The organism is Bacillus cereus (genome assembly GCF_002561295.1).
Classification (GTDB): Bacteria; Bacillota; Bacilli; order Bacillales; family Bacillaceae_G; genus Bacillus_A; species Bacillus_A cereus_S.
Window position 1 is genome coordinate 26,509 of the sequence record NZ_NTUG01000008.1, and the last position, 19,651, is coordinate 46,159.

Genomic DNA, 19,651 nt, shown 5'->3' on the forward strand with positions numbered 1-19,651 from the left:
CCTTCCTTATATCAAGCAGCAAAATATATCTTGATCGTAACAAACAAATATCTTTCCTACAAATGATGGAAATACCTTTTTCTTTTTAGAAAATAATATTTTCTCACTATATAGTTATATATACTCCAAAAGAAAAGAAAGAAGTATACATACTCCTTTCCCTTTATTTCATTATCCTACTCTTTTGCTTTTTGCGAAACTACTTTTTCATAAGAAAGTAATCCATCAATAATAACTTGGTTCAATTTCACTACTGTGTCTTGATCAGTCTTCCCTTCTTTTATTGTTTGCATAGTTACTGATGCATACGTATATATTTTTTTTACATCCTCACGTTTAATCGATTTTCCTTCTTTTTCAATAGCCTTCCATTCCTGCTCAAGTGCTGCTACTTCTTTAGAATTACTTTTATCCCCAGCTTCTATACCTGTCAAATATTTTACAAAATGCATGTATAAGGGCTGCAACTTACTTAACAATGGACCCACTTCTTTATCGTTCTTCAGTAATGCTTGATCTGTAATTTCCCATTTCTTTTTCAAAACTGATACTCCATCTTTTTTATACTTTCCAACTAATTGATCTATGGATTGCTCATTACTAGAAATTCCAACTACAAGTGAATACTTATCCCCATTTGGTTTAATGGCTGCTATACTCCCATTATCTTTCCACTCCTGAATTGCTGCCTGTCCTTTTTCTTCAGAAGAATAAAGACCTCCTTGCACGAAATATAAGCTAATTGGTTCTAAAGCAGCCCCATTTCCCACTTTTGGTTTTTCTGCTTTTTTCTCTTCGGACGTTACTTCTTTTTGCTCTATTCCATTATTCTTTTCTCCACTTGTGACTGTAGCTTCACGAACCGTACCCTGACCCGTTACAAAGTGCAGCATTCCCATCCCTAACACTGTGCCAATAATAATCGCGGTAGCAACTGTGAAAATGAGTATATTACTCCATTTTTTGCGTTGCTGCTGAATAGACGGTAACTTATGTTTTTGAAACGGAACTACATTTTGCGCTGTTTCACTCTCTACTACCTTCCAATCAAATTCTTCTTTTTCTTTCTTCTTTTCCTTATACTTTGCTTCCGTTCCATTTACTTTAATTGAGATTGTTCGTGATTGCTTGTCCATACCCTCACACCTCACCTCTTATCGTTGTCCGCATCATAACATATTCCCTTCAAAAAAAATCGAGATATTTGTCGGAGAGGTTCGTCAAATTGTCCCATATTGTTATCTTATATGTATGCATTTGACTTCATTTGTAGAACAAAAAACTAGGACAGCAAATCGCTGTCCTAGTTTTTTTCACGAATATATTTTCGAACTTCTGAAATGAAGTAAAGAGAGCCTGTTATGATGAAAACATCATTTTCTTGCAGCGTGTTCATTTTTATATCAATCGCTTCTTTCCAGTTCTCAAAAACTTGTTTTGTTTCTTTACTTGAATGAGCAGCCAGTTCCTTAGCAGAAATCGCACGATCAAATGTAAATGTTGTGAAAATCATTTCATCTGCTACAGTTTCAAGTGGGCCAACCATGTTGTCTAATTGCTTATCACCAAGAGCCGTAAATAAAACGATAACATTTTTGTCATTATAATGAGCCTTCACCGTTTTCACAAGACTTGCAATTCCTTCTGGATTATGAGCACCATCTATAATTACATCCGGTTTACTTTGCAATTGTTCAAATCGACCAACCCAATATGCTTCACTTAATCCTACGCGAATACGCTCTTCCTCTAGTAAGAATGATAGGTATGTTTTCAGATACATAACCCCCATCAACGCTAATGCCGCATTTCCTACTTGGTGACTTCCTTTCATCGAAATCCGAATTTCTTCAAACGAAGCGAATGGACAAGAAAAATCAAAGTGTTCTCCATCTTCATCGGATCGCTGGTGAATTGCTGTAAATTGCTTTCCGAGTTCGTAAAGATTTGCATTTTTCTCTTCAGCAATTTTTTGAATAACATGAAGCGCCTCTTCATCCTGCACCCCCGTAATAATAGGAACACCTGATTTAATAATCCCTGCTTTTTCATACGCAATTTCCCCTAGCGTATTCCCTAAAATATGCATATGATCATGGCCAATATTTGTAATCATTGTAAGAACTGGATGAATAACATTTGTAGAATCAAAACGACCTCCAAGCCCTGTTTCAAACAAGACGATATCGCAGAAGTTGATTTTACCAAAATAGTAGATTGCCATTACCGTAATAATTTCAAATTCTGTCGCCTCTCCTAAATTTGTTCCATCTAACTTTTCAACAACCGGTTTTACCATCTTTACAAGCTCGGTAATTTCTTTATCTGTAATTGGTGCGCCATTCACACCAATTCGTTCATTGAATGTTTCAATATACGGAGACGTAAATGTCCCCACCTTGTATTTTTCTGCCTCTAGCATATAACGCATATATGTTAAGGTTGAACCTTTTCCATTTGTTCCTGCAAGATGAACACATTTTATATGACGCTCTGGATTACCAAGCTCTTCTAGCATCCACTGCATTCTTTCTAATCCTGGTTTAATGCCAAACTTTAATCGGCTATGAATCCAACCTATCGCTTCTTCGTATGTATGTATCACGTATGCCTTCCCCTTTCAAAAACAACCTTCTTAAACCCTATTATACGCAAATAAAAGAGACTCACCAATATGGTAAGTCTCTTTAAAAAGATTTTTATTTTTGAAGATCAGCTAGACGTTGGCGAACTGCTTCGCGTTTTTCTAAGTAATCTTGCTCTTTCGCACGCTCTCCCTCAATAACTGCTGCTGGAGCTTTTGCTACGAAACCTTGGTTTGCAAGTTTCTTCTGTACACGTTCTACCTCTTTATCGAACTTCTCAAGTTCTTTTTCAAGGCGTGCTTTCTCTTCATCAAGATTGATTAGATCAGCTAACGGTAAGAATAACTCTGCACCTGATACGATTGCAGTCATCGCTTTTTCTGGTGCTTGTAAATCCGTTTGAATTGTTAATTCACTTGGATTACAGAAACGCTCAATGTAAGAACTATTTTTCGTAAGTTGAGCAAGTACCGTTTCGTCTTTTGCTTTAATTTGCATTTGAACTTTTTTGCTCATTGGTGTATTTACTTCAGCACGAATGTTACGAACAGAACGAATGATATCAACAAGAAGGTGCATTTCTGCCGCCGCTTCTTTGTCCTGTAAATCTTCGCGAACTGTTGGCCACGCTGCTACTGTAATAGATTCACCTTCATGAGGTAAGTGCTGCCAAATTTTCTCTGTTACGAATGGCATGAATGGGTGTAATAGACGCATTGTTCGGTCTAATACGTAAGCTAAAATAGAACGCGTTGTTTTCTTCGCCGCTTCATCTTCACCGTATAGTGGAAGTTTCGCCATTTCGATGTACCAGTCACAGAAATCATCCCAAATGAAGTTGTATAATGAACGACCAGCTTCACCGAACTCATATTTATCCATGTTACGTGTTACACTTTCAATTGTTTCATTTAAGCGAGTTAAAATCCACTTATCTGCAACTGATTTTTCACCAGTTAAATCGATTTCTTCGTACTTCATGTCATCCATGTTCATTAATACGAAACGTGATGCGTTCCAAATTTTATTAATGAAGTTCCAAGTAGATTCTACCTTTTCCATGCTGAAACGTAAATCTTGTCCTGGTGCACTTCCTGTTGATAAGAAGAAACGCATTGCATCTGCACCGTACTTCTCGATAACTTCCATTGGGTCAATACCGTTACCAAGAGATTTACTCATTTTACGTCCTTGCTCATCACGAACTAAACCATGAATTAATACATCTTTAAATGGACGCTCTCCTGTAAACTCTAAGCCTTGGAAAATCATACGCGATACCCAGAAGAAGATAATGTCATAACCAGTTACTAAAGCATCTGTTGAATAGTAGCGTTTGAAGTCTTCATCATTTTCATTTGGCCAGCCAAGTGTTGAGAATGGCCATAATGCTGAACTGAACCATGTATCAAGTACGTCGTTATCTTGGTTCCAGTTTTCGATATCTGCTGGAGCTTCTGTACCTACGTATACTTCACCAGTTTCTTTATGATACCAAGCTGGAATGCGGTGTCCCCACCATAATTGACGAGAAATACACCAGTCATGAATGTTTTCCATCCAGCGTAAGTATGTGTTCTCGAAACGTTCTGGTACGAATGTTACTTTTTCTTCTTCTTTTTGTTGAAGTTCTACAGCCTTTTCTGCAAGTGGTGCCATTTTTACGAACCATTGTGTTGATAGGTAAGGCTCAACAACTGCACCGCTACGCTCACTATGACCTACTGAGTGCATATGAGGTTCGATTTCTACTAATACGCCAGCTTCTTGCAAGTCTTTTACTAACTCTTTACGACATTCGAAACGATCCATACCGTTATACTTACCAGCTTTTTCGTTCATTGTTCCATCTTCGTTCATTACTAAAATGCGTGGTAAATCGTGACGGTTACCTACTTCAAAATCATTCGGATCATGAGCTGGTGTAATTTTTACAACGCCTGTTCCAAAGTCTTTTTCTACGTACTCATCAGCAATAATCGGAATCTCACGACCTACGATTGGAAGTGTAACTGTTTTTCCGATTAAATGTTTGTAACGATCATCTTCCGGATGAACTGCTACCGCTGTATCACCAAGCATCGTTTCTGGACGAGTTGTTGCAAGACGAATGTGACCAGAGCCATCTGTTAACGGATAGTTCATATGGTAGAATGCACCTTGAACTTCTTTATGAATTACTTCAATATCAGAAAGAGCTGTGCGTGTTGCTGGGTCCCAGTTAATGATATACTCACCGCGATAAATTAAGCCTTTTTCATATAATTGAACGAATACTTTATTAACCGCATCAGATAAACCTTCGTCTAATGTGAAACGCTCACGAGTATAATCTAACCCTAGACCAACTTTTCCCCATTGCTCGCGAATGTGAGAAGCATATTCTTCTTTCCATTCCCATGCTTTTTCAAGGAATTTCTCACGGCCAAGATCGTAGCGTGAAATACCTTCTTCACGAAGTTTCCCTTCTACTTTCGCTTGCGTTGCGATACCCGCGTGGTCCATACCAGGAAGCCACAATACATCGTATCCTTGCATACGCTTCGTACGTGTTAAAATATCTTGAAGTGTTGTATCCCAAGCATGACCTAAATGCAGTTTACCGGTTACGTTTGGAGGCGGGATTACAATTGTATACGGCTGTTTTTCCGCATCTCCTTTTGCCTCGAAATATTGGCCTTCAAGCCACCATTTATAACGTCCTTCTTCAACGGACATATGATCATATTTAGTTGGTAAATTATTTTCCGTATTTGACATTATTTTCCCTCCTTAAAATAAAAAATGCCCCTCATCCAAAAAGGACGAGGGACATCGTGGTACCACCTTTATTTACAAACAAATTTAAAATTTGCTTATACTCTTAATTTGATAACGGACAGATCCGTCTTTTCCTAATGAGAATGACTCTGTTCAGAAAAGATGCTCCAGGGCTACCTTCTAACATGACTATCTAGAGAACCTCACAGCCAATGATTCTCCTCTCTGCAGACGTTTAATGTTATACTCTTCCCCTTCAATGCATTTATATAATTGTTATTTATTATATACAATAGTGTAAAAAACGAAACCCTATTCGTCAAGATAAAAATATTTTTCCGCAATTTTCTACAATTGATAGATTCCTTATTTTTTCATCATCCAAAAATCAGTGTGTAATCATCAATTAGCGTAAGCATTTTTTGTAACCTATGTACGAAAAATGAAAAAAGCAGCACAAGCACCCTAGGTACTTATCCTGCATATTATATTTTAAGATTTATCCCGTACTAACGGGCAGTAAAGGCTCGATTGGTTCAAATAATAATCAGCAGGAGATGAAGAACCCCCACTGATTAAAGTTTCACTTTATGTGTATATGGAGGAATGATTGATTATGCGACGATACCGACGCACCTACAATTTTTCAGCCCCTTCATGGGTTAGAAATTTGCAAACGATCTTTTCTGATTTTGCCATTCCACTTACTATTTTCCAAGGGATTCGTACATTGCTACTTCCAACCTTCTTAGATTTTATCATCCTTATCATCTTTGTTGTAGCAACCATCCGCTTACATTTTCAGCCGTAGCCTCACATTGCTTTGAGACTACGGCTATTATTCATTCCCTTGCTGTGCTGCTTGTAATTGTGAAATAAAATACTCTATATTACTTACAAGCCAATGTGCTTGCTGTAACATTTTCACACCTTGAAGTTCTTTTTTTTCATCCCGTTTCTGCTGTTTACTCGTATAAGATTGAATTTGTCTAATAAACGGGGACGGATATGTTAGATAGGCAAACATCAGGAGTTGTTCTTCTTTCGTAAATGGAAAATTCTTTTGATACACCTGATACCATTCAAAGCGATCACTTCTTGCAATTGGGTATGTGTTCAATGAGCGGGAATAAAAACGGACAAGATCTTGAACTGGCGTTGCAAACCCTGACCTTTCTAAACTAATAAAATACCCGTTTCGTTCATAATCAAATAAAAAATGATTCATTGATACATTTCCATGAATAAAAGAAACGCGTGTTTTTTCTTTCTCCTTCATCGCTTCATGCCACTCCGAAAGCTGTTTTGTGGCAAATTCACGTGCCCTCATCACATGATGAAAATACGTACAGTACTGTAGTTCAAATGGAGACATATACCACTTCGCCTCAGACTCTACAAGAAATTCCTCTAAGAGTTCCCCATCCTTCTCCCAACGATCAGAGATATTTGTATAATGATCCTCCAGTGCTTCTTCCGTATACTTCTCTTCTTTTACCGTCCTTTGATGAAGTAGTGCTAGCGTTTGAAACATTTTATGATATTGATCATTGTCCTCTCCATTTCCCTCGTCTCTTTCTAGCCAAGGCATTAAATAATAACTATATGTTTCGTCGCTCAAAATATGATTTCCATCTGTCGCATGATAAATCGGGGCATAATGTGTAAATCCCTTTTCACGCAAAAATTGAACATAATACATTAAATTATTTCGTTTCAATCGATAAGATGGTAACTTTTTCAATGCATATGGACCTTGATTCGTATAAATTTTTATGACACTTCCATGCTCTTCCATATGGTGAACATCCAATTGATACCGCTGTACGATCGGCGCGTAACGATTTCGCAATTCTATATCCATACGAATGATCCTTTCTCATTCAAAAACGTAAGATAAAGTGAAACTTTAATCAGTGAGGATTTTCCTCCTCCCCCACTGATTATTAGCCCCCCGCCTATCTTCCTCATCTTTCTTTGAATCTTAAGATACAGGGCTTACTGCCTAAAATTTGATTACAAGAAAAGAGATGAGTGGAGAAAATCCCCCACTCACTTTGTCTTCACTCTTGACACAGGTATATATATAATTTGCCCTGCAGTTAAATATACTTCATCCGTTTGATTCACGCGGTGTAAATGCTGAACAGACGTTTCATATCGCTCCGCAACTGATTCAATTGTATCCCCTTCTTGAACGAAATACATACGTAATTTCGTGAACTCTTCTTCCGGCTCTTTCGTAAACAATTTTGTTAAATATAATGCATTTTCATCCCGTTGTGAGTACGCTGCTTCGGCCTCCTCCTCTGCTTTCTTTTCCTTCTCTTTCTTAAAATCTTTTCGACCAAACAATTCAAACTGCGGTGTAATCTCTTTTACCGCTTCTTCTCTTGCTTCCTCTTCCTGTTCTTCTAGATCTTCTATTTCTTCTAACTCTTGTTCTTTACGCTCCTCTAATTGGAAAGGCTCAAATGCATAATCCTCCCATCCATCTGATTCTGGATGAGCTACCGCTTCTTCCACTAGTGTATCATCCTCATCCACCGCTTTTACTTCCTCTATTCTATCCTCTTCTACATCCTCTAGCTCTTCCTCATATGCTTCATTGTGTATTCTTTCATCCTCACATAATCCAGATATCGATATATCTGCTAATAATTGTAAACAACCGTTTTCCTTTAATTCATAATCAAATTCCTCAATGGACACATATAACTCTTCAACTTGTTTCACTCTGTTTCGTGGAATCGAAATTTCTAACGGAAAAGAATGTACAAGTTCATTTACACCATCTTCTCTCATTTCTACATAATCAATCGCTTTCGCCGGAGATAAATCTCGTAATGAAAATGCAGAATCATCTTGCCTTGCAACATATTCCCCCGTTAAGTCCAATTGCCCTCTCACAATTACTTCGTATTCAAGCTCTTCTATCTCAACGTCTGGATCTAACGAAATTGACAAAAGTTCTTCGACTTCCTGTCCTTTTTGGAACCAAACCGATTCTTTTAATGAAAAACGTAACGAATGATCAGTCGCCACTTCTTTTCCCCCTCCCAAACTGTATGTCATTACAGATTTATGTGCATGAGGGTTATTTTATGAGTAAAAAATCAAACTACACATGCAGGCTCTCTATTCATTTTTCATATAGCAGCGGGATATCATTACATCTATTGGCATTTTTATCCCGCACTAACGGGCAGTAATACTCCCACCTCAAAATTCGATACAAGCAATGTCCAGCTCTAGCGGCTAGAAACTCCGGTCGTTTCACCCCTTCGGACGAGGCAAAAAGCGCCTCTCTGTCAGGTGCGCGGGCCGCCTGCGATTCTGAATGAGCCGCTTCCACTTTTCTAAAGAAGTTAGGTGGGAGATAAACTGCCCGTAAAGGCCCGATTGGTGAGGGCTAATAATCAGTAGGGGATGAAAAAACCCCACTGATTAAAGCTTCACTTTATATCTCGACCATCAGGCGCTACTTATCAGCACTTCAACAATATGTAGCATAAAGTAAAAAGGTTGNNCAACCTTTTTACTTTATGCTTTTAATTTTGACATTGCAATTTCTGCCGCTGCAATTGTTGCTTCAATATCTGCATCACTATGTGCTGTTGATAAGAATAATCCTTCAAATTGAGAAGGTGGTAAAAATACACCTTGTTCTACCATTTCACGATAGTAAGCTGCAAAGAATTCTAAGTTTGAAGTTTTTGCTGCATCATAGTTAATAACTGGTTCATTCGTGAAGAAAATACCAATCATTGAACCTGCACGGTTTATATGATGCGGAATGCCATGTTTTTCAGCCGCTTTACGTAGACCGTTTTCTAACATTTCTGCTTTACGTTCAAACTCTTGATAACATTCTGGTGTTAATTGTACTAACGTTTCATAACCCGCTGTCATTGCAAGGGGATTACCAGATAAAGTACCTGCTTGATAAATTGGTCCACTCGGTGCAACTTGGCGCATAATTTCAGCTTTACCACCATACGCACCTACTGGCAGGCCACCGCCGATTACTTTTCCTAAACAAGTTAAGTCAGGCGTTACACCGTAATAGCCTTGTCCACAGTTATAAGCAACGCGGAATCCTGTCATTACTTCATCAAAGATAAGCAGTGCACCATTTTGCTCTGTTACTTCACGAAGCCCTTCTAAAAATCCTGGCTGTGGTGGTACAACACCCATATTTCCTGCTACTGGCTCTACAATCACACAAGCAATATCTTCACCAAACTGTTCGAAAGCATATTTTACACTCTCTAAATCGTTGTAAGCTACTGTAATCGTATTTTGCGCTACACCTTCAGGTACTCCAGGGCTATCTGGTAAACCAAGCGTCGCAACGCCAGAACCAGCTTTAATCAGTAGAGAGTCACCATGCCCATGGTAACAACCGATAAATTTCAAAATTTTATTACGCCCTGTATAACCACGTGCTAGACGAAGTGCACTCATTGTCGCTTCTGTTCCGGAGTTTACCATACGCACAATTTCAATCGATGGCACACGTTCGATTACAAGCTGTGCTAATTTATTTTCAATTTCTGTTGGCGCACCAAAGCTCGTTCCTTTTTCCGCAACAGCTTTTAATGATTCTACAACACGGTCATTTGCATGTCCGTGAATAAGAGGTCCCCATGATAATACGTAGTCGATATATTCATTCCCATCAATATCGTACACTTTAGAACCTTTTCCGCGTTCCATAAAGAGCGGGTTCATCCCAACAGATTTAAACGCACGAACTGGACTATTTACTCCTCCAGGCATTAAATCTTGCGCTGTTTCAAACGCTTCAATCGATTTATCGAACTTTTTCATTATTGTGCGCCTCCTTCTTGTAACCATCGTGCTGCATCTTTCGCATGATACGTAATAATTAAATCTGCTCCTGCACGTTTCATGCTTAATAGTTTCTCAAGCACAATGTCCTTTTCATTAATCCAACCATTTTGCGCCGCTGCTTTAATCATTGAATATTCTCCGCTCACATTATAAGCAACGATTGGCAAATTAAAATTATTTTTCACATCACGAATAATATCTAGGTAAGAAAGAGCCGGTTTTACAATTAAAAAGTCTGCTCCTTCCTTTACATCTGATTCAGCTTCACGGAATGCTTCCATGCGGTTTGCTGGATCCATTTGATATGTTTTACGATCACCAAATTGCGGCGCACCGTGCGCTGCATCGCGGAATGGACCGTAAAATGCAGATGAATATTTCACCGCATATGACATAACCGGTACATGTGCAAAAGCATTTTCATCTAATGCATGGCGAATCGCAGTTACAAATCCATCCATCATGTTAGATGGTGCGATAATATCAGCCCCTGCTTTCGCTTGACTCACTGCTGTTTTTGCAAGGACTTCTAATGATTCATCATTTAAAATGATGCCATCCTCAATAACGCCGCAATGTCCATGGCTTGTAAATTGACATAAACATGTATCCGCAACTACTACTAACTCTGGGAACTGTTCTTTAATTTGTTTAATTGCACGTTGTACAATGCCGTGCTCACAAAATGCAGACGATCCAACTTCATCTTTCTCAGCAGGTAAGCCAAATACGATAACAGAACGAATACCTAAATCTACAACTTCTTGCATTTCAGCTTGCAAAAGGTCTAAAGACATTTGATATACATCTGGCATAGAAGGAACTTCGTTACGAACATTTTCTCCCTCTAATACAAAAATAGGATATATAAAATCTTCTGTATGTAAAAATGTTTCACGCACAAGCGCACGCATATTTCCACTTTGTCTTAAACGACGGTGACGATTGAATTGTAAAGAACTCATAGATTTCTATCTCCCATTCTTTTATTGATTATGCATTTTGATTATATAAATCCAATTCGAGTTTCTAACAGCTACGTTATGGCTATGGAGAACAGACAGAGACTTTCACTCATTTTTCCCTTCTGTTTTCACATGGCATGGGGCTAAAAAAGGCACTGACCGCTTCTATGCATGGCCGGATGCTCTCACCCCTCTGAAAAGAATGGTTTGATGTTAGTTTTTTAATTTGGATTTATATGTTGAAATGCACTGTATTAACGCTTCTATTGTATATTCTTTTGGAACGATTACATCTGCAAAATAACGCCTTGCCTCCTGCTCTGTTATCGGTCCTATACAAGCAATTGTACATTTTTTTATCCATTCTCTCCAGTTTGTACCCTCAAGTAATTTCACAAAGCTTCTAACAGTAGATGGACTCGTAAATGTAACCACATCTATCTTACCAGATTCTAAAGCTACGATGAGATCTTGTTGTTTCGTATCATTTGTCTTTGTTTCATATACAACAAATTCCTCTAAGAGTACTCCTAATTCTCGGAGTTTAGTAGGAATCACATCTCTAGCTAAATTCCCTTTCGGAAATAAAATGTGTTCCTTTCCACTTAATTTTCTCCCAAATTCTTCTGCGAATGTTTCAGCAACAAACGATGTGGGAACAAAACAAACCTCATAACCCCTCTTTTTTAATTCTTGACCTGTTTTCACACCTACTGCAGCAATGCGAACCGTGGAAGGGATCCGCTCTCCTAAACCATCTAAAAAGAAACTTACCCCGTTCTTACTCGTAAAAATAATCCAGTCATATAAGTGTATCTGCTGCGATACACTTTGAAACACTTGCTGTGATACACCTTCCATACGCAAAAGCGGAATTTCCATTGGAATTCCGCTCTCTTTCTTCACTGCTACACTCATTTGTCTTGCTTGATGCTTTGCACGCGTAATCAGTACTGTTTTGCCAGCAAGAGCCTCCATGATTACTGTTGCTCCTTATTTGCAGCGAGAATGAGCTCTTTTGCTCCTTGCTTAATTAAACGATCAGCTGCTTCTAAGCCAACTTGCTCTGGATCCATACCTGTAACTGTTTCTTTTAACAAAACAGAACCTTCCACCGAACCGACAAGCGCTGTTAATTCAATTTCATTATTCTCCTGAAGTGTTGCATATCCAGCAATCGGTACTTGGCAGCCACCTTCAAGTTTATGAAGGAATACTCGTTCAGCTGACACTGTTCGTTCTGTTACACCATCATTTATATGTGATAATAATTGCAATAAGTCTTCATCATCTCCGCGACATTCAATCGCTAAGGCACCTTGTCCTACAGCAGGTACGCATAATGTTTCATCTAAATGCTCTGTAATCACATCATCATCCCAGCCCATTCTCTGTAATCCAGCTGTCGCTAAAATGATTGCATCGTAGTCTTCTTCTTTTAATTTACGTAATCTCGTATCAATATTTCCACGAATCCATTTCACTTGTAAGTCTGGTCTAGCAGCTAATAGTTGCGCACTTCGTCTTAAACTACTTGTCCCAAGTGTTGCCCCTTCTGCTAACTCTGCAAAAGATTCCCCGTTTTTTGAGATAAATGCATCACGCGGATCGACACGCTTTGGTATACAGCCAATTGTTAATCCATCTGGAAGCACAGCTGGCATGTCCTTCATACTATGTACAGCCATATCAATTTCTTTCGTAAGCAATGCGTGCTCAATTTCTTTTACAAACAAGCCTTTCCCGCCTACCTTTGAAAGAGTTACATCTAAAATAACATCACCTTTTGTAACAATTTCTTTCACTTCAAATTCATAGGGTAAACCAAGCGCTTTTAACTGATCAATAAACCAATTTGTTTGCGTTAACGCTAGTTTGCTCTTTCTTGAACCGACAATAATTTTGCGCATAATTTTCTCTCCTCATTATAAATACCAAAAGTGGAAGTTGGATAAACTGCTTAATAGGAAAATATTGATTAGCATAACGAGAAAGGAAGCAATGTTCCAATTTATAATCTTCTTACCTTGCAATATATCTGACCCTCGTAAATACAATCCCATACAATATACAAATAAAACAACAAAAGACCCGATTACTTTCGTGTCATACCAATGGAAATTATCTAGCTTTGTATATCCCCATATACATCCAAGTAAAATAGCTAACAAGAAAAATGGAACCGAAAATAGATTGAGTCCATAAGACATTGACTCTAGCTTCGGTAAATTCCCCAATCTTCTTAATCTCGCATTCCATTTTTTCTGTTTTAATAATCGATATTGCAGCAAGTACATAATAGAAAAAATAAACGATACCGTAAATGCCGCATAGGAACTAATCGCCATTCCTACATGTACATATACAAGTTCTGAAACTAATTGATCCGCAAGTACCGGCGACATTTTTCCAAGCGGAGTAAAAATAGAAAAAGCGCTTACGCCAAATGCAATGACATTTGTAAAAAAGACTAAAAAGTCAATGCGCATAAATCGATTGATTACGAGCGACATTGTAATTAACAGCCACACATAAAAATAAATCCCTGACAATAATGTTAAAATGGGATTCGTCTCTGATTCCGTAGCCCGAAGTAACATAAAAATAGACTGTAATATCCATACAATTGCAAGTAACCAAAAAGCAATTCGATTCGCCTTTCGGTTACTTTGGAAATAATCTATAAAATATAAACTAATGCTGCAAGCATATAAAATAATTGCGATATGATAAATAATACTATTATTTAAAAAGTCCATCCGATCATCCTTTCGGGTTATAAAGATGGAACGGATGCTGTCCACGCTCTTTTATGTTCTTGTTCTTCCGTTTGTTTCGCTTCCTCTTCTTGCACTTCTAAATCAAAAATTTTCGCGAACAAAGCGAGTTTTTCTGTAGCTTCCTCTTCAGTTGCCAATTCTTTTGCTACTAAAATTGGATCCTTGAGCATTTGATTGATAATGCTTTTCGTATGCTTACTAATCACTTTTCTCTCACGTTCACTCATCGTTGGAATTTTCCGTTCAAGACTTTGCATCGTCTCACTTTGAATGGCCAATGCCTTATCACGAAGAGCTGATATTAATGGAACAACACCAAGCGTATTTAACCACGCTTTAAATATAACAATTTCCTCTTCAATCATAAGCTGAATTTTTTCTGCCTCTTTTAAACGCTCTGCACGATTTGCTTCTACTACACCCTGCAGGTCATCAATATCGTACAGAAAAGAACCTTCTAACTCATCGATTGCCGGATCGATATCACGAGGTACTGCAATATCCACCATAAATAGCGGACGACCACAGCGCATCCGTTCCACTTTTGTCATCATTTCTTTCGTAATTACATAATCTGAAGCACCCGTTGAACTAATTAAAATATCTGCCTCTAACAGCGCGCATTGCAATTCACTTAACGGCTTTGCATGCCCCATATACTTCTCGGCCATTGTTTCCGCTTTCGTAAAAGTACGGTTCATAACAGTTACTTTACGCGCTCCACTTCCATATAAGTTTTGCAATGCCAGTTCACCCATTTTTCCAGCGCCAAGAATTAAAACATGACAATCTGTTAAATCACCAAAAATTTTCTTTCCAAGTTCAACAGCGGCATAACTAACAGACATTGCACTTTCACCAATTGTTGTTTCTGAATGCGCACGCTTTGCTAACGTAATGACTTGTTTAAACAATTCATTAAAAACTGTTCCTGTCGCTTTCACTTCTTGCGCCTCTAAGAAGCTATTGCGAATTTGACCTAAAATTTGCGTTTCACCAACTACCATAGAATCTAATCCGCACGTTACGCGGAATAAATGTTCAATCGCACCATCTTGCTCAAAAATAGACAAGTACGGCGAAACCTCTTCTATCTCAAGCTGAAACCAATCAGCTAAAAATTTCTTAATGTAATATCGTCCCGTGTGTAATTGATCGACAACAGCATAGATTTCTGTGCGGTTACACGTTGATACAATGACATTTTCTAACACGCTCTTTTGATTTTGTAATGTTGTCATTGCCTGCTCTAACTCTGCTGCTTGAAATGTTAGTTTCTCACGAAATTCTACAGGGGCTGTTCGATAATTTACACCAACAACAAGAATATGCACGCAGCATGTCCCCCTTCAACCGTTTTATCACCTTATCTACTATCATAATACAACTTTCCTGTTATGAATCTGACAATCGTGTGAACATCGATAAAATATTTTTTCTGATTCACACACCGAGTAGAAAATCAGTTTATGATCTACAGAAATATCTCACTTTGTAATCATTATAAAATAATAAGTCTATTTGTACGTTACCAAAAAAAATTGTCAGAATCAAGTGATGGAAACTATTCCATAAGAATTGAAAGGCTATCTTTTTTATCTTCTTTCATAATACAGAAAAATATGTATGATTGTTCCAAAATGTAACAAATTCTTTCGTGTGACACATTCCTCAAATTTTTTCGTTGCAATGTATTTGACATCTTATTTCTTTTTCGTTATATTGATTTTACAAAATTAAATTGTGCACAATTTAAAAAGGAGGTACTTATGCACGAGAATCCTTTACATCTTGATAATCAACTTTGCTTTTCTATTTATGCCTGCTCTAGAGAAGTAACACGCTTTTATCGACCTTATTTAGAAGAAATAGGTATTACGTATCCGCAGTACATTACATTATTAGTACTTTGGGAGCAAGATGGATTAACTGTAAAAGAAATTGGCGAACGTCTATTTTTAGATTCTGGTACATTAACGCCTATGTTAAAACGTATGGAAACATTAGAATTAGTTAAACGTGTTCGCTCTAAGGAAGATGAACGCAAAGTGTGCATTGAATTAACAGAACAAGGACACGCTTTAAAAGAAAAAGTATGTTCATTACCAAAAACTATGGCTACCAATTTAGGAATTACAGAACAAGAATATCGATCATTATTAATTCAATTAAATAAATTAATTGAAACCATGAAGACAATCAATGATAGAAAAGGGGAATAAACATGGAAAAATTATATACAGCAACTGTAACTGCAACAGGTGGAAGAAATGGAAAAGTTATTTCAGAGGACGGCATTCTCAATCTTGATGTAAAGATGCCAAAAGCATTAGGCGGTATGGGCGGCGAAGCAACGAACCCGGAACAATTATTTGCAGCTGGTTACGCAGCATGCTTTGATAGCGCTCTACAGCTTGTAATTCGTACAAAACGTGTAAAAGTAGAAAGTACAGAAGTGACAGCTCACATTTCAATCGGAAAAGATACAGATGGTGGTTTTGGATTATCCGCTGTACTTGATGTACGTGTAGCTGGCGTTTCACATTCTGAAGCACAAGAACTTGTTGAAGCTGCACATGGCGTATGTCCATATTCAAAAGCGACTAGAGGGAATATGGAAGTTACATTAAACGTACTATAAGAGAATGTTCAAAAAGTCCCATATTATAAGTAAACAAAAAACGTGTGACGAATCGTCACGCGTTTTTTGTTTTTGTAAATTTATGAATGGCTTTCCAAGCTTCTTCTTTTCCAAGCCCTGTTTCTGATGAGAATAAAACGACTTCATCGCCAGCTTCTACATCAAGTGTTTCCTTTACAACCTTCAAATGCTTTTGCCATTTCCCTTTCGGAATTTTATCAGCTTTCGTTGCAATGATAATGGTTGGAATTTCATAGTGCTTTAAGAAATCATACATCATTACATCATCGTTTGTTGGCGGGTGACGTAAATCAACTACTAATACAGCCGCATCTAATTGCTCACGCGTTGTAAAGTAAGTTTCAATCATTTTTCCCCATGCCGCTCGCTCTGTTTTTGATACTTTCGCATATCCGTAACCTGGAACATCGACAAAGTGCATCATTTCATTAATTAAGAAAAAGTTCAATGTTTGCGTTTTTCCTGGTTTAGAAGAAATACGCACTAACTTTTTACGGTTTAAAATTTTATTAATAAAAGAAGACTTCCCAACATTAGAACGACCTGCTAATGCAATTTCTGGTAAATCACTATCTGGATATTGTTCTGGTTTAACAGCACTAATGACAATATCTGCTTTTGTTACTTTCATTGTTTCACTCCTACTAATGCGTGCTCCAATACTTCATCCAAATGAGATACAGGCACAAACGTAAGGTTTTCTTTTACGCTCTCTGGAATATCATCTAAATCTTTTTCATTTTCGGCTGGCAAAATAATTTTTGTTAAGCCTGCACGATGAGCACTTAATGTTTTTTCTTTTAAACCACCGATTGGTAATACACGACCTCGAAGCGTAATCTCACCTGTCATACCAACTTCTTTACTTACAGGTACACCTGTTAGTGCGGAAATAAGCGCCGTTGCCATTGTAATACCAGCTGATGGGCCATCCTTTGGAACCGCCCCTTCTGGAACGTGAATATGGATGTCATTCTTTTCATGGAAATCTGGATCAATATGAAGCTCTTCTGCACGAGAGCGAATATAACTAAATGCAGCTTGTGCGGATTCTTTCATAACATCCCCAAGTTTCCCTGTTAAAATTAACTTTCCTTTTCCTGGTGATACAGACACTTCAATTGCAAGCGTATCACCACCAGCAGCTGTATACGCTAAACCAGTTGCCATTCCAACTTGATCTGTCGTTTCAGCTTGCCCATAACGGAATATGTGTTTACCAAGTAAATCTGTAATATTTTTTTCCGTTACAATAATACGTTTACGCTCTTCTGTAACGATGATTTTTGCTGCTTTACGACAAATCTTTGCAATTTGACGTTCTAGCGTACGAACACCAGCTTCGCGTGTATAATAGCGAATCATTTCAAGTAACGCGTCATCACGCACTTGGAGATTCCCTTTTCGTAAGCCATGTTCTGTTAATTGCTTCGGTAATAAATGTTCTCGAGCAATATGCACCTTTTCAATCTCTGTGTAACCAGCAATCGAAATAATTTCCATACGATCAAGAAGTGGACCTGGAATACTTGCAAGTGTATTTGCAGTTGCAACAAACATTACTTTTGATAAGTCATAAGGCTCTTCAATATAATGATCGCTAAAATTATGGTTTTGCTCTGGATCTAATACTTCAAGTAACGCCGCAGATGGATCACCACGGAAATCATTAGACATCTTATCAATTTCATCTAATAAAAAGACTGGATTGATTGTTTTCGCTTTTTTCATTCCTTGAATAATACGTCCTGGCATTGCACCAACATATGTACGACGATGACCACGAATTTCAGATTCATCACGAACACCACCGAGAGAAACACGTACAAAATTACGATTTAACGATGTTGCAATAGAACGTGCTAAAGATGTTTTCCCCACGCCTGGAGGGCCAACTAAGCAAAGAATTGGTCCTTTTAAAGAATTCGTTAGCTTTTGAACAGCTAAATACTCTAGCACACGCTCTTTCACTTTCTCAAGACCGTAATGGTCTCGATTTAAAATTGTTTCAGAATGTGCTAAGTCAATCATATCTTCTGTTGCTTCTGTCCACGGAAGTGCTAATAACCAATCCAAATAATTGCGAATAACACCGCTCTCCGCAGAACTTGTCGGCAACTTTTCATAGCGATCTAATTCTTTTAAAGCAGCTTTTTTCGTTTCTTCTGGCATTCCTGCCTCTTCGATTTTTTCACGAAGTTCTTCTACTTCGCCGCCCTTACCTTCTTTATCACCAAGTTCTGTTTGAATTGCCTTCATTTGTTCACGTAAGAAATATTCTTTTTGTGTACGTTCCATTGAACGTTTCACTTTTTGGCCAATCTTCTTTTCTAAGCTAAGTAATTCTTGTTCATCTTGAATGATAGCAATAAGTGTATGTAATCTTTCTGTTACAGATAGAATCTCTAAAATCTCTTGCTTTTGTTTTGTCTTAATTGGCAAATGAGAAGCGATTAAATCAGCTAATCGACCAGGCTCTTCCACGTCCACTACTGTTGCAAATGTTTCATTCGATACTTTTTTCGAAACTTTAATATATTGCTCAAAATGTTCTAGCAACGTGCGCATAAGAGCTTTTTCTTCTAGCGTGCCCTCTTCTTCTTCTGTTACTGTTTGAATAGAAACCTTTACTACATCTTCTTCTTCAATAAACTCTACTACTTCTGCTCTATGTAAACCTTCTACAAGGACACGAAGCGTACCGTTCGGCAGTTTTAGCATCTGCTTTACTTTCGCTACTGTACCCACACTATATATGTCATCTTCTTTTGGATCATCGATATTCATTTCTTTTTGCATCGCTAAAAAGATGATATTTTCATCCATTGCTGCCTGCTCTAGTGCTTGTATCGATTTATCACGTCCTACATCAAGATGCAGAACCATCGTTGGATATACGAGAACGCCTCTTAATGGTAGGAGGGGCACAATTCTTTCGTTCGTATTCATACTAGACATAGCACCTCCATAATAAATTAAACTCCTGTTCAACTATTTTATATTACAATACCTCTTGATGCAATTGCAGAGATTCCTTACAAT

Annotated in this window: 16 protein-coding genes and 1 other annotated feature; of the genes, 3 read left to right on the forward strand and 13 right to left on the reverse strand. The window is 37.9% G+C overall.

The window, feature by feature from the left end; translation table 11 throughout:
- Positions 1-176: 176 nt before the first annotated feature.
- The 3 genes from CN373_RS06900 to CN373_RS06910 form a co-directional block, all read right to left on the reverse strand.
- On the reverse strand, positions 177-1,136 hold the full coding sequence (locus tag CN373_RS06900) for a hypothetical protein (protein WP_000360973.1): 960 nt from the start codon (positions 1,134-1,136) through the stop codon (positions 177-179).
- Between the two features lie 167 nt (positions 1,137-1,303).
- Positions 1,304-2,605, reverse strand: a complete 1,302-nt coding sequence (locus CN373_RS06905; protein ID WP_098358985.1) for a bifunctional folylpolyglutamate synthase/dihydrofolate synthase — start codon at positions 2,603-2,605, stop codon at positions 1,304-1,306.
- A 94-nt stretch (positions 2,606-2,699) separates the two neighbouring features.
- Complete coding sequence (locus CN373_RS06910; RefSeq protein ID WP_098358986.1) at positions 2,700-5,345, reverse strand: valine--tRNA ligase; 2,646 nt, start codon at positions 5,343-5,345, stop codon at positions 2,700-2,702.
- A gap of 37 nt (positions 5,346-5,382) precedes the next feature.
- Positions 5,383-5,614: a binding site (T-box leader), on the reverse strand.
- A gap of 347 nt (positions 5,615-5,961) precedes the next feature.
- Here CN373_RS06910 and CN373_RS06915 point away from each other — a divergent pair.
- Positions 5,962-6,156, forward strand: coding sequence for a hypothetical protein (locus CN373_RS06915; protein WP_079999563.1), 195 nt, complete (start codon positions 5,962-5,964; stop codon positions 6,154-6,156).
- 27 nt (positions 6,157-6,183) lie between these two features.
- Here CN373_RS06915 and ysxE read toward each other — a convergent pair whose 3' ends face one another.
- The 8 genes from ysxE to hemA form a co-directional block, all read right to left on the reverse strand.
- The gene (gene ysxE, locus CN373_RS06920) at positions 6,184-7,209 is read right to left on the reverse strand and encodes a spore coat protein YsxE (protein WP_033664279.1); all 1,026 of its coding nucleotides are present in this window, start codon (positions 7,207-7,209) and stop codon (positions 6,184-6,186) included.
- Positions 7,210-7,397: 188 nt separating this feature from the next.
- Positions 7,398-8,420: a stage VI sporulation protein D gene (spoVID, locus tag CN373_RS06925; protein ID WP_111901873.1), complete on the reverse strand. Its 1,023-nt coding sequence runs from the start codon at positions 8,418-8,420 to the stop codon at positions 7,398-7,400.
- Positions 8,421-8,888: 468 nt separating this feature from the next.
- Positions 8,889-10,178, reverse strand: a complete 1,290-nt coding sequence (gene hemL, locus CN373_RS06930; RefSeq protein ID WP_098358988.1) for a glutamate-1-semialdehyde 2,1-aminomutase — start codon at positions 10,176-10,178, stop codon at positions 8,889-8,891.
- On the reverse strand, positions 10,178-11,167 hold the full coding sequence (gene hemB, locus CN373_RS06935) for a porphobilinogen synthase (RefSeq protein WP_098358989.1): 990 nt from the start codon (positions 11,165-11,167) through the stop codon (positions 10,178-10,180). Before hemB ends, hemL begins: the two co-directional genes overlap by 1 nt.
- Before the next feature lie 213 nt (positions 11,168-11,380).
- The gene (gene hemD, locus CN373_RS06940) at positions 11,381-12,145 is read right to left on the reverse strand and encodes a uroporphyrinogen-III synthase (RefSeq protein WP_000387660.1); all 765 of its coding nucleotides are present in this window, start codon (positions 12,143-12,145) and stop codon (positions 11,381-11,383) included.
- 2 nt (positions 12,146-12,147) lie between these two features.
- Positions 12,148-13,077: a hydroxymethylbilane synthase gene (gene hemC, locus CN373_RS06945; RefSeq protein WP_098358990.1), complete on the reverse strand. Its 930-nt coding sequence runs from the start codon at positions 13,075-13,077 to the stop codon at positions 12,148-12,150.
- 15 nt (positions 13,078-13,092) lie between these two features.
- Positions 13,093-13,926 carry a cytochrome c biogenesis protein gene (locus CN373_RS06950; RefSeq protein ID WP_000346915.1) on the reverse strand — a complete coding sequence of 278 codons (834 nt, stop codon included), beginning with the start codon at positions 13,924-13,926 and terminating at the stop codon, positions 13,093-13,095.
- Positions 13,927-13,943: 17 nt separating this feature from the next.
- Entirely contained in the window at positions 13,944-15,281 is a 1,338-nt protein-coding gene (gene hemA, locus CN373_RS06955) for a glutamyl-tRNA reductase (protein WP_000547840.1), read from the reverse strand.
- 435 nt (positions 15,282-15,716) lie between these two features.
- Between hemA and CN373_RS06960 the strand changes: the two genes are divergently transcribed.
- Together CN373_RS06960 and CN373_RS06965 are read left to right on the forward strand one after the other, a co-directional pair.
- Positions 15,717-16,169: a MarR family winged helix-turn-helix transcriptional regulator gene (locus CN373_RS06960; protein WP_000545035.1), complete on the forward strand. Its 453-nt coding sequence runs from the start codon at positions 15,717-15,719 to the stop codon at positions 16,167-16,169.
- Between the two features lie 2 nt (positions 16,170-16,171).
- On the forward strand, positions 16,172-16,588 hold the full coding sequence (locus CN373_RS06965; protein WP_098358991.1) for an organic hydroperoxide resistance protein: 417 nt from the start codon (positions 16,172-16,174) through the stop codon (positions 16,586-16,588).
- A gap of 55 nt (positions 16,589-16,643) precedes the next feature.
- On the opposite strand, the gene ysxC is transcribed toward CN373_RS06965, so the two are convergent.
- Positions 16,644-17,240 carry a ribosome biogenesis GTP-binding protein YsxC gene (gene ysxC / locus CN373_RS06970; protein ID WP_000869120.1) on the reverse strand — a complete coding sequence of 199 codons (597 nt, stop codon included), beginning with the start codon at positions 17,238-17,240 and terminating at the stop codon, positions 16,644-16,646.
- A complete protein-coding gene (gene lon / locus CN373_RS06975) occupies positions 17,237-19,567 on the reverse strand; it encodes an endopeptidase La (protein WP_098358992.1) in 2,331 nt (776 codons plus the stop codon). Before lon ends, ysxC begins: the two co-directional genes overlap by 4 nt.
- Positions 19,568-19,651 lie beyond the last annotated feature (84 nt).

Excerpts from the sequence above, each read along its gene's own strand:
- CN373_RS06900 (WP_000360973.1), bottom strand. The coding sequence starts at position 1,136 with ATGGACAAGCAATCACGAACAATCTCAATTAAAGTAAATGGAACGGAA.
- CN373_RS06910 (WP_098358986.1), bottom strand. The coding sequence starts at position 5,345 with ATGTCAAATACGGAAAATAATTTACCAACTAAATATGATCATATGTCC.
- CN373_RS06915 (WP_079999563.1), top strand. The coding sequence starts at position 5,962 with ATGCGACGATACCGACGCACCTACAATTTTTCAGCCCCTTCATGGGTT.
- ysxE (WP_033664279.1), bottom strand. The coding sequence starts at position 7,209 with ATGGATATAGAATTGCGAAATCGTTACGCGCCGATCGTACAGCGGTAT.
- spoVID (WP_111901873.1), bottom strand. The coding sequence starts at position 8,420 with ATGACATACAGTTTGGGAGGGGGAAAAGAAGTGGCGACTGATCATTCG.
- hemL (WP_098358988.1), bottom strand. The coding sequence starts at position 10,178 with ATGAAAAAGTTCGATAAATCGATTGAAGCGTTTGAAACAGCGCAAGAT.
- hemB (WP_098358989.1), bottom strand. The coding sequence starts at position 11,167 with ATGAGTTCTTTACAATTCAATCGTCACCGTCGTTTAAGACAAAGTGGA.
- hemD (WP_000387660.1), bottom strand. The coding sequence starts at position 12,145 with ATGGAGGCTCTTGCTGGCAAAACAGTACTGATTACGCGTGCAAAGCAT.
- hemC (WP_098358990.1), bottom strand. The coding sequence starts at position 13,077 with ATGCGCAAAATTATTGTCGGTTCAAGAAAGAGCAAACTAGCGTTAACG.
- CN373_RS06950 (WP_000346915.1), bottom strand. The coding sequence starts at position 13,926 with ATGGACTTTTTAAATAATAGTATTATTTATCATATCGCAATTATTTTA.
- CN373_RS06960 (WP_000545035.1), top strand. The coding sequence starts at position 15,717 with ATGCACGAGAATCCTTTACATCTTGATAATCAACTTTGCTTTTCTATT.
- CN373_RS06965 (WP_098358991.1), top strand. The coding sequence starts at position 16,172 with ATGGAAAAATTATATACAGCAACTGTAACTGCAACAGGTGGAAGAAAT.
- ysxC (WP_000869120.1), bottom strand. The coding sequence starts at position 17,240 with ATGAAAGTAACAAAAGCAGATATTGTCATTAGTGCTGTTAAACCAGAA.
- lon (WP_098358992.1), bottom strand. The coding sequence starts at position 19,567 with ATGTCTAGTATGAATACGAACGAAAGAATTGTGCCCCTCCTACCATTA.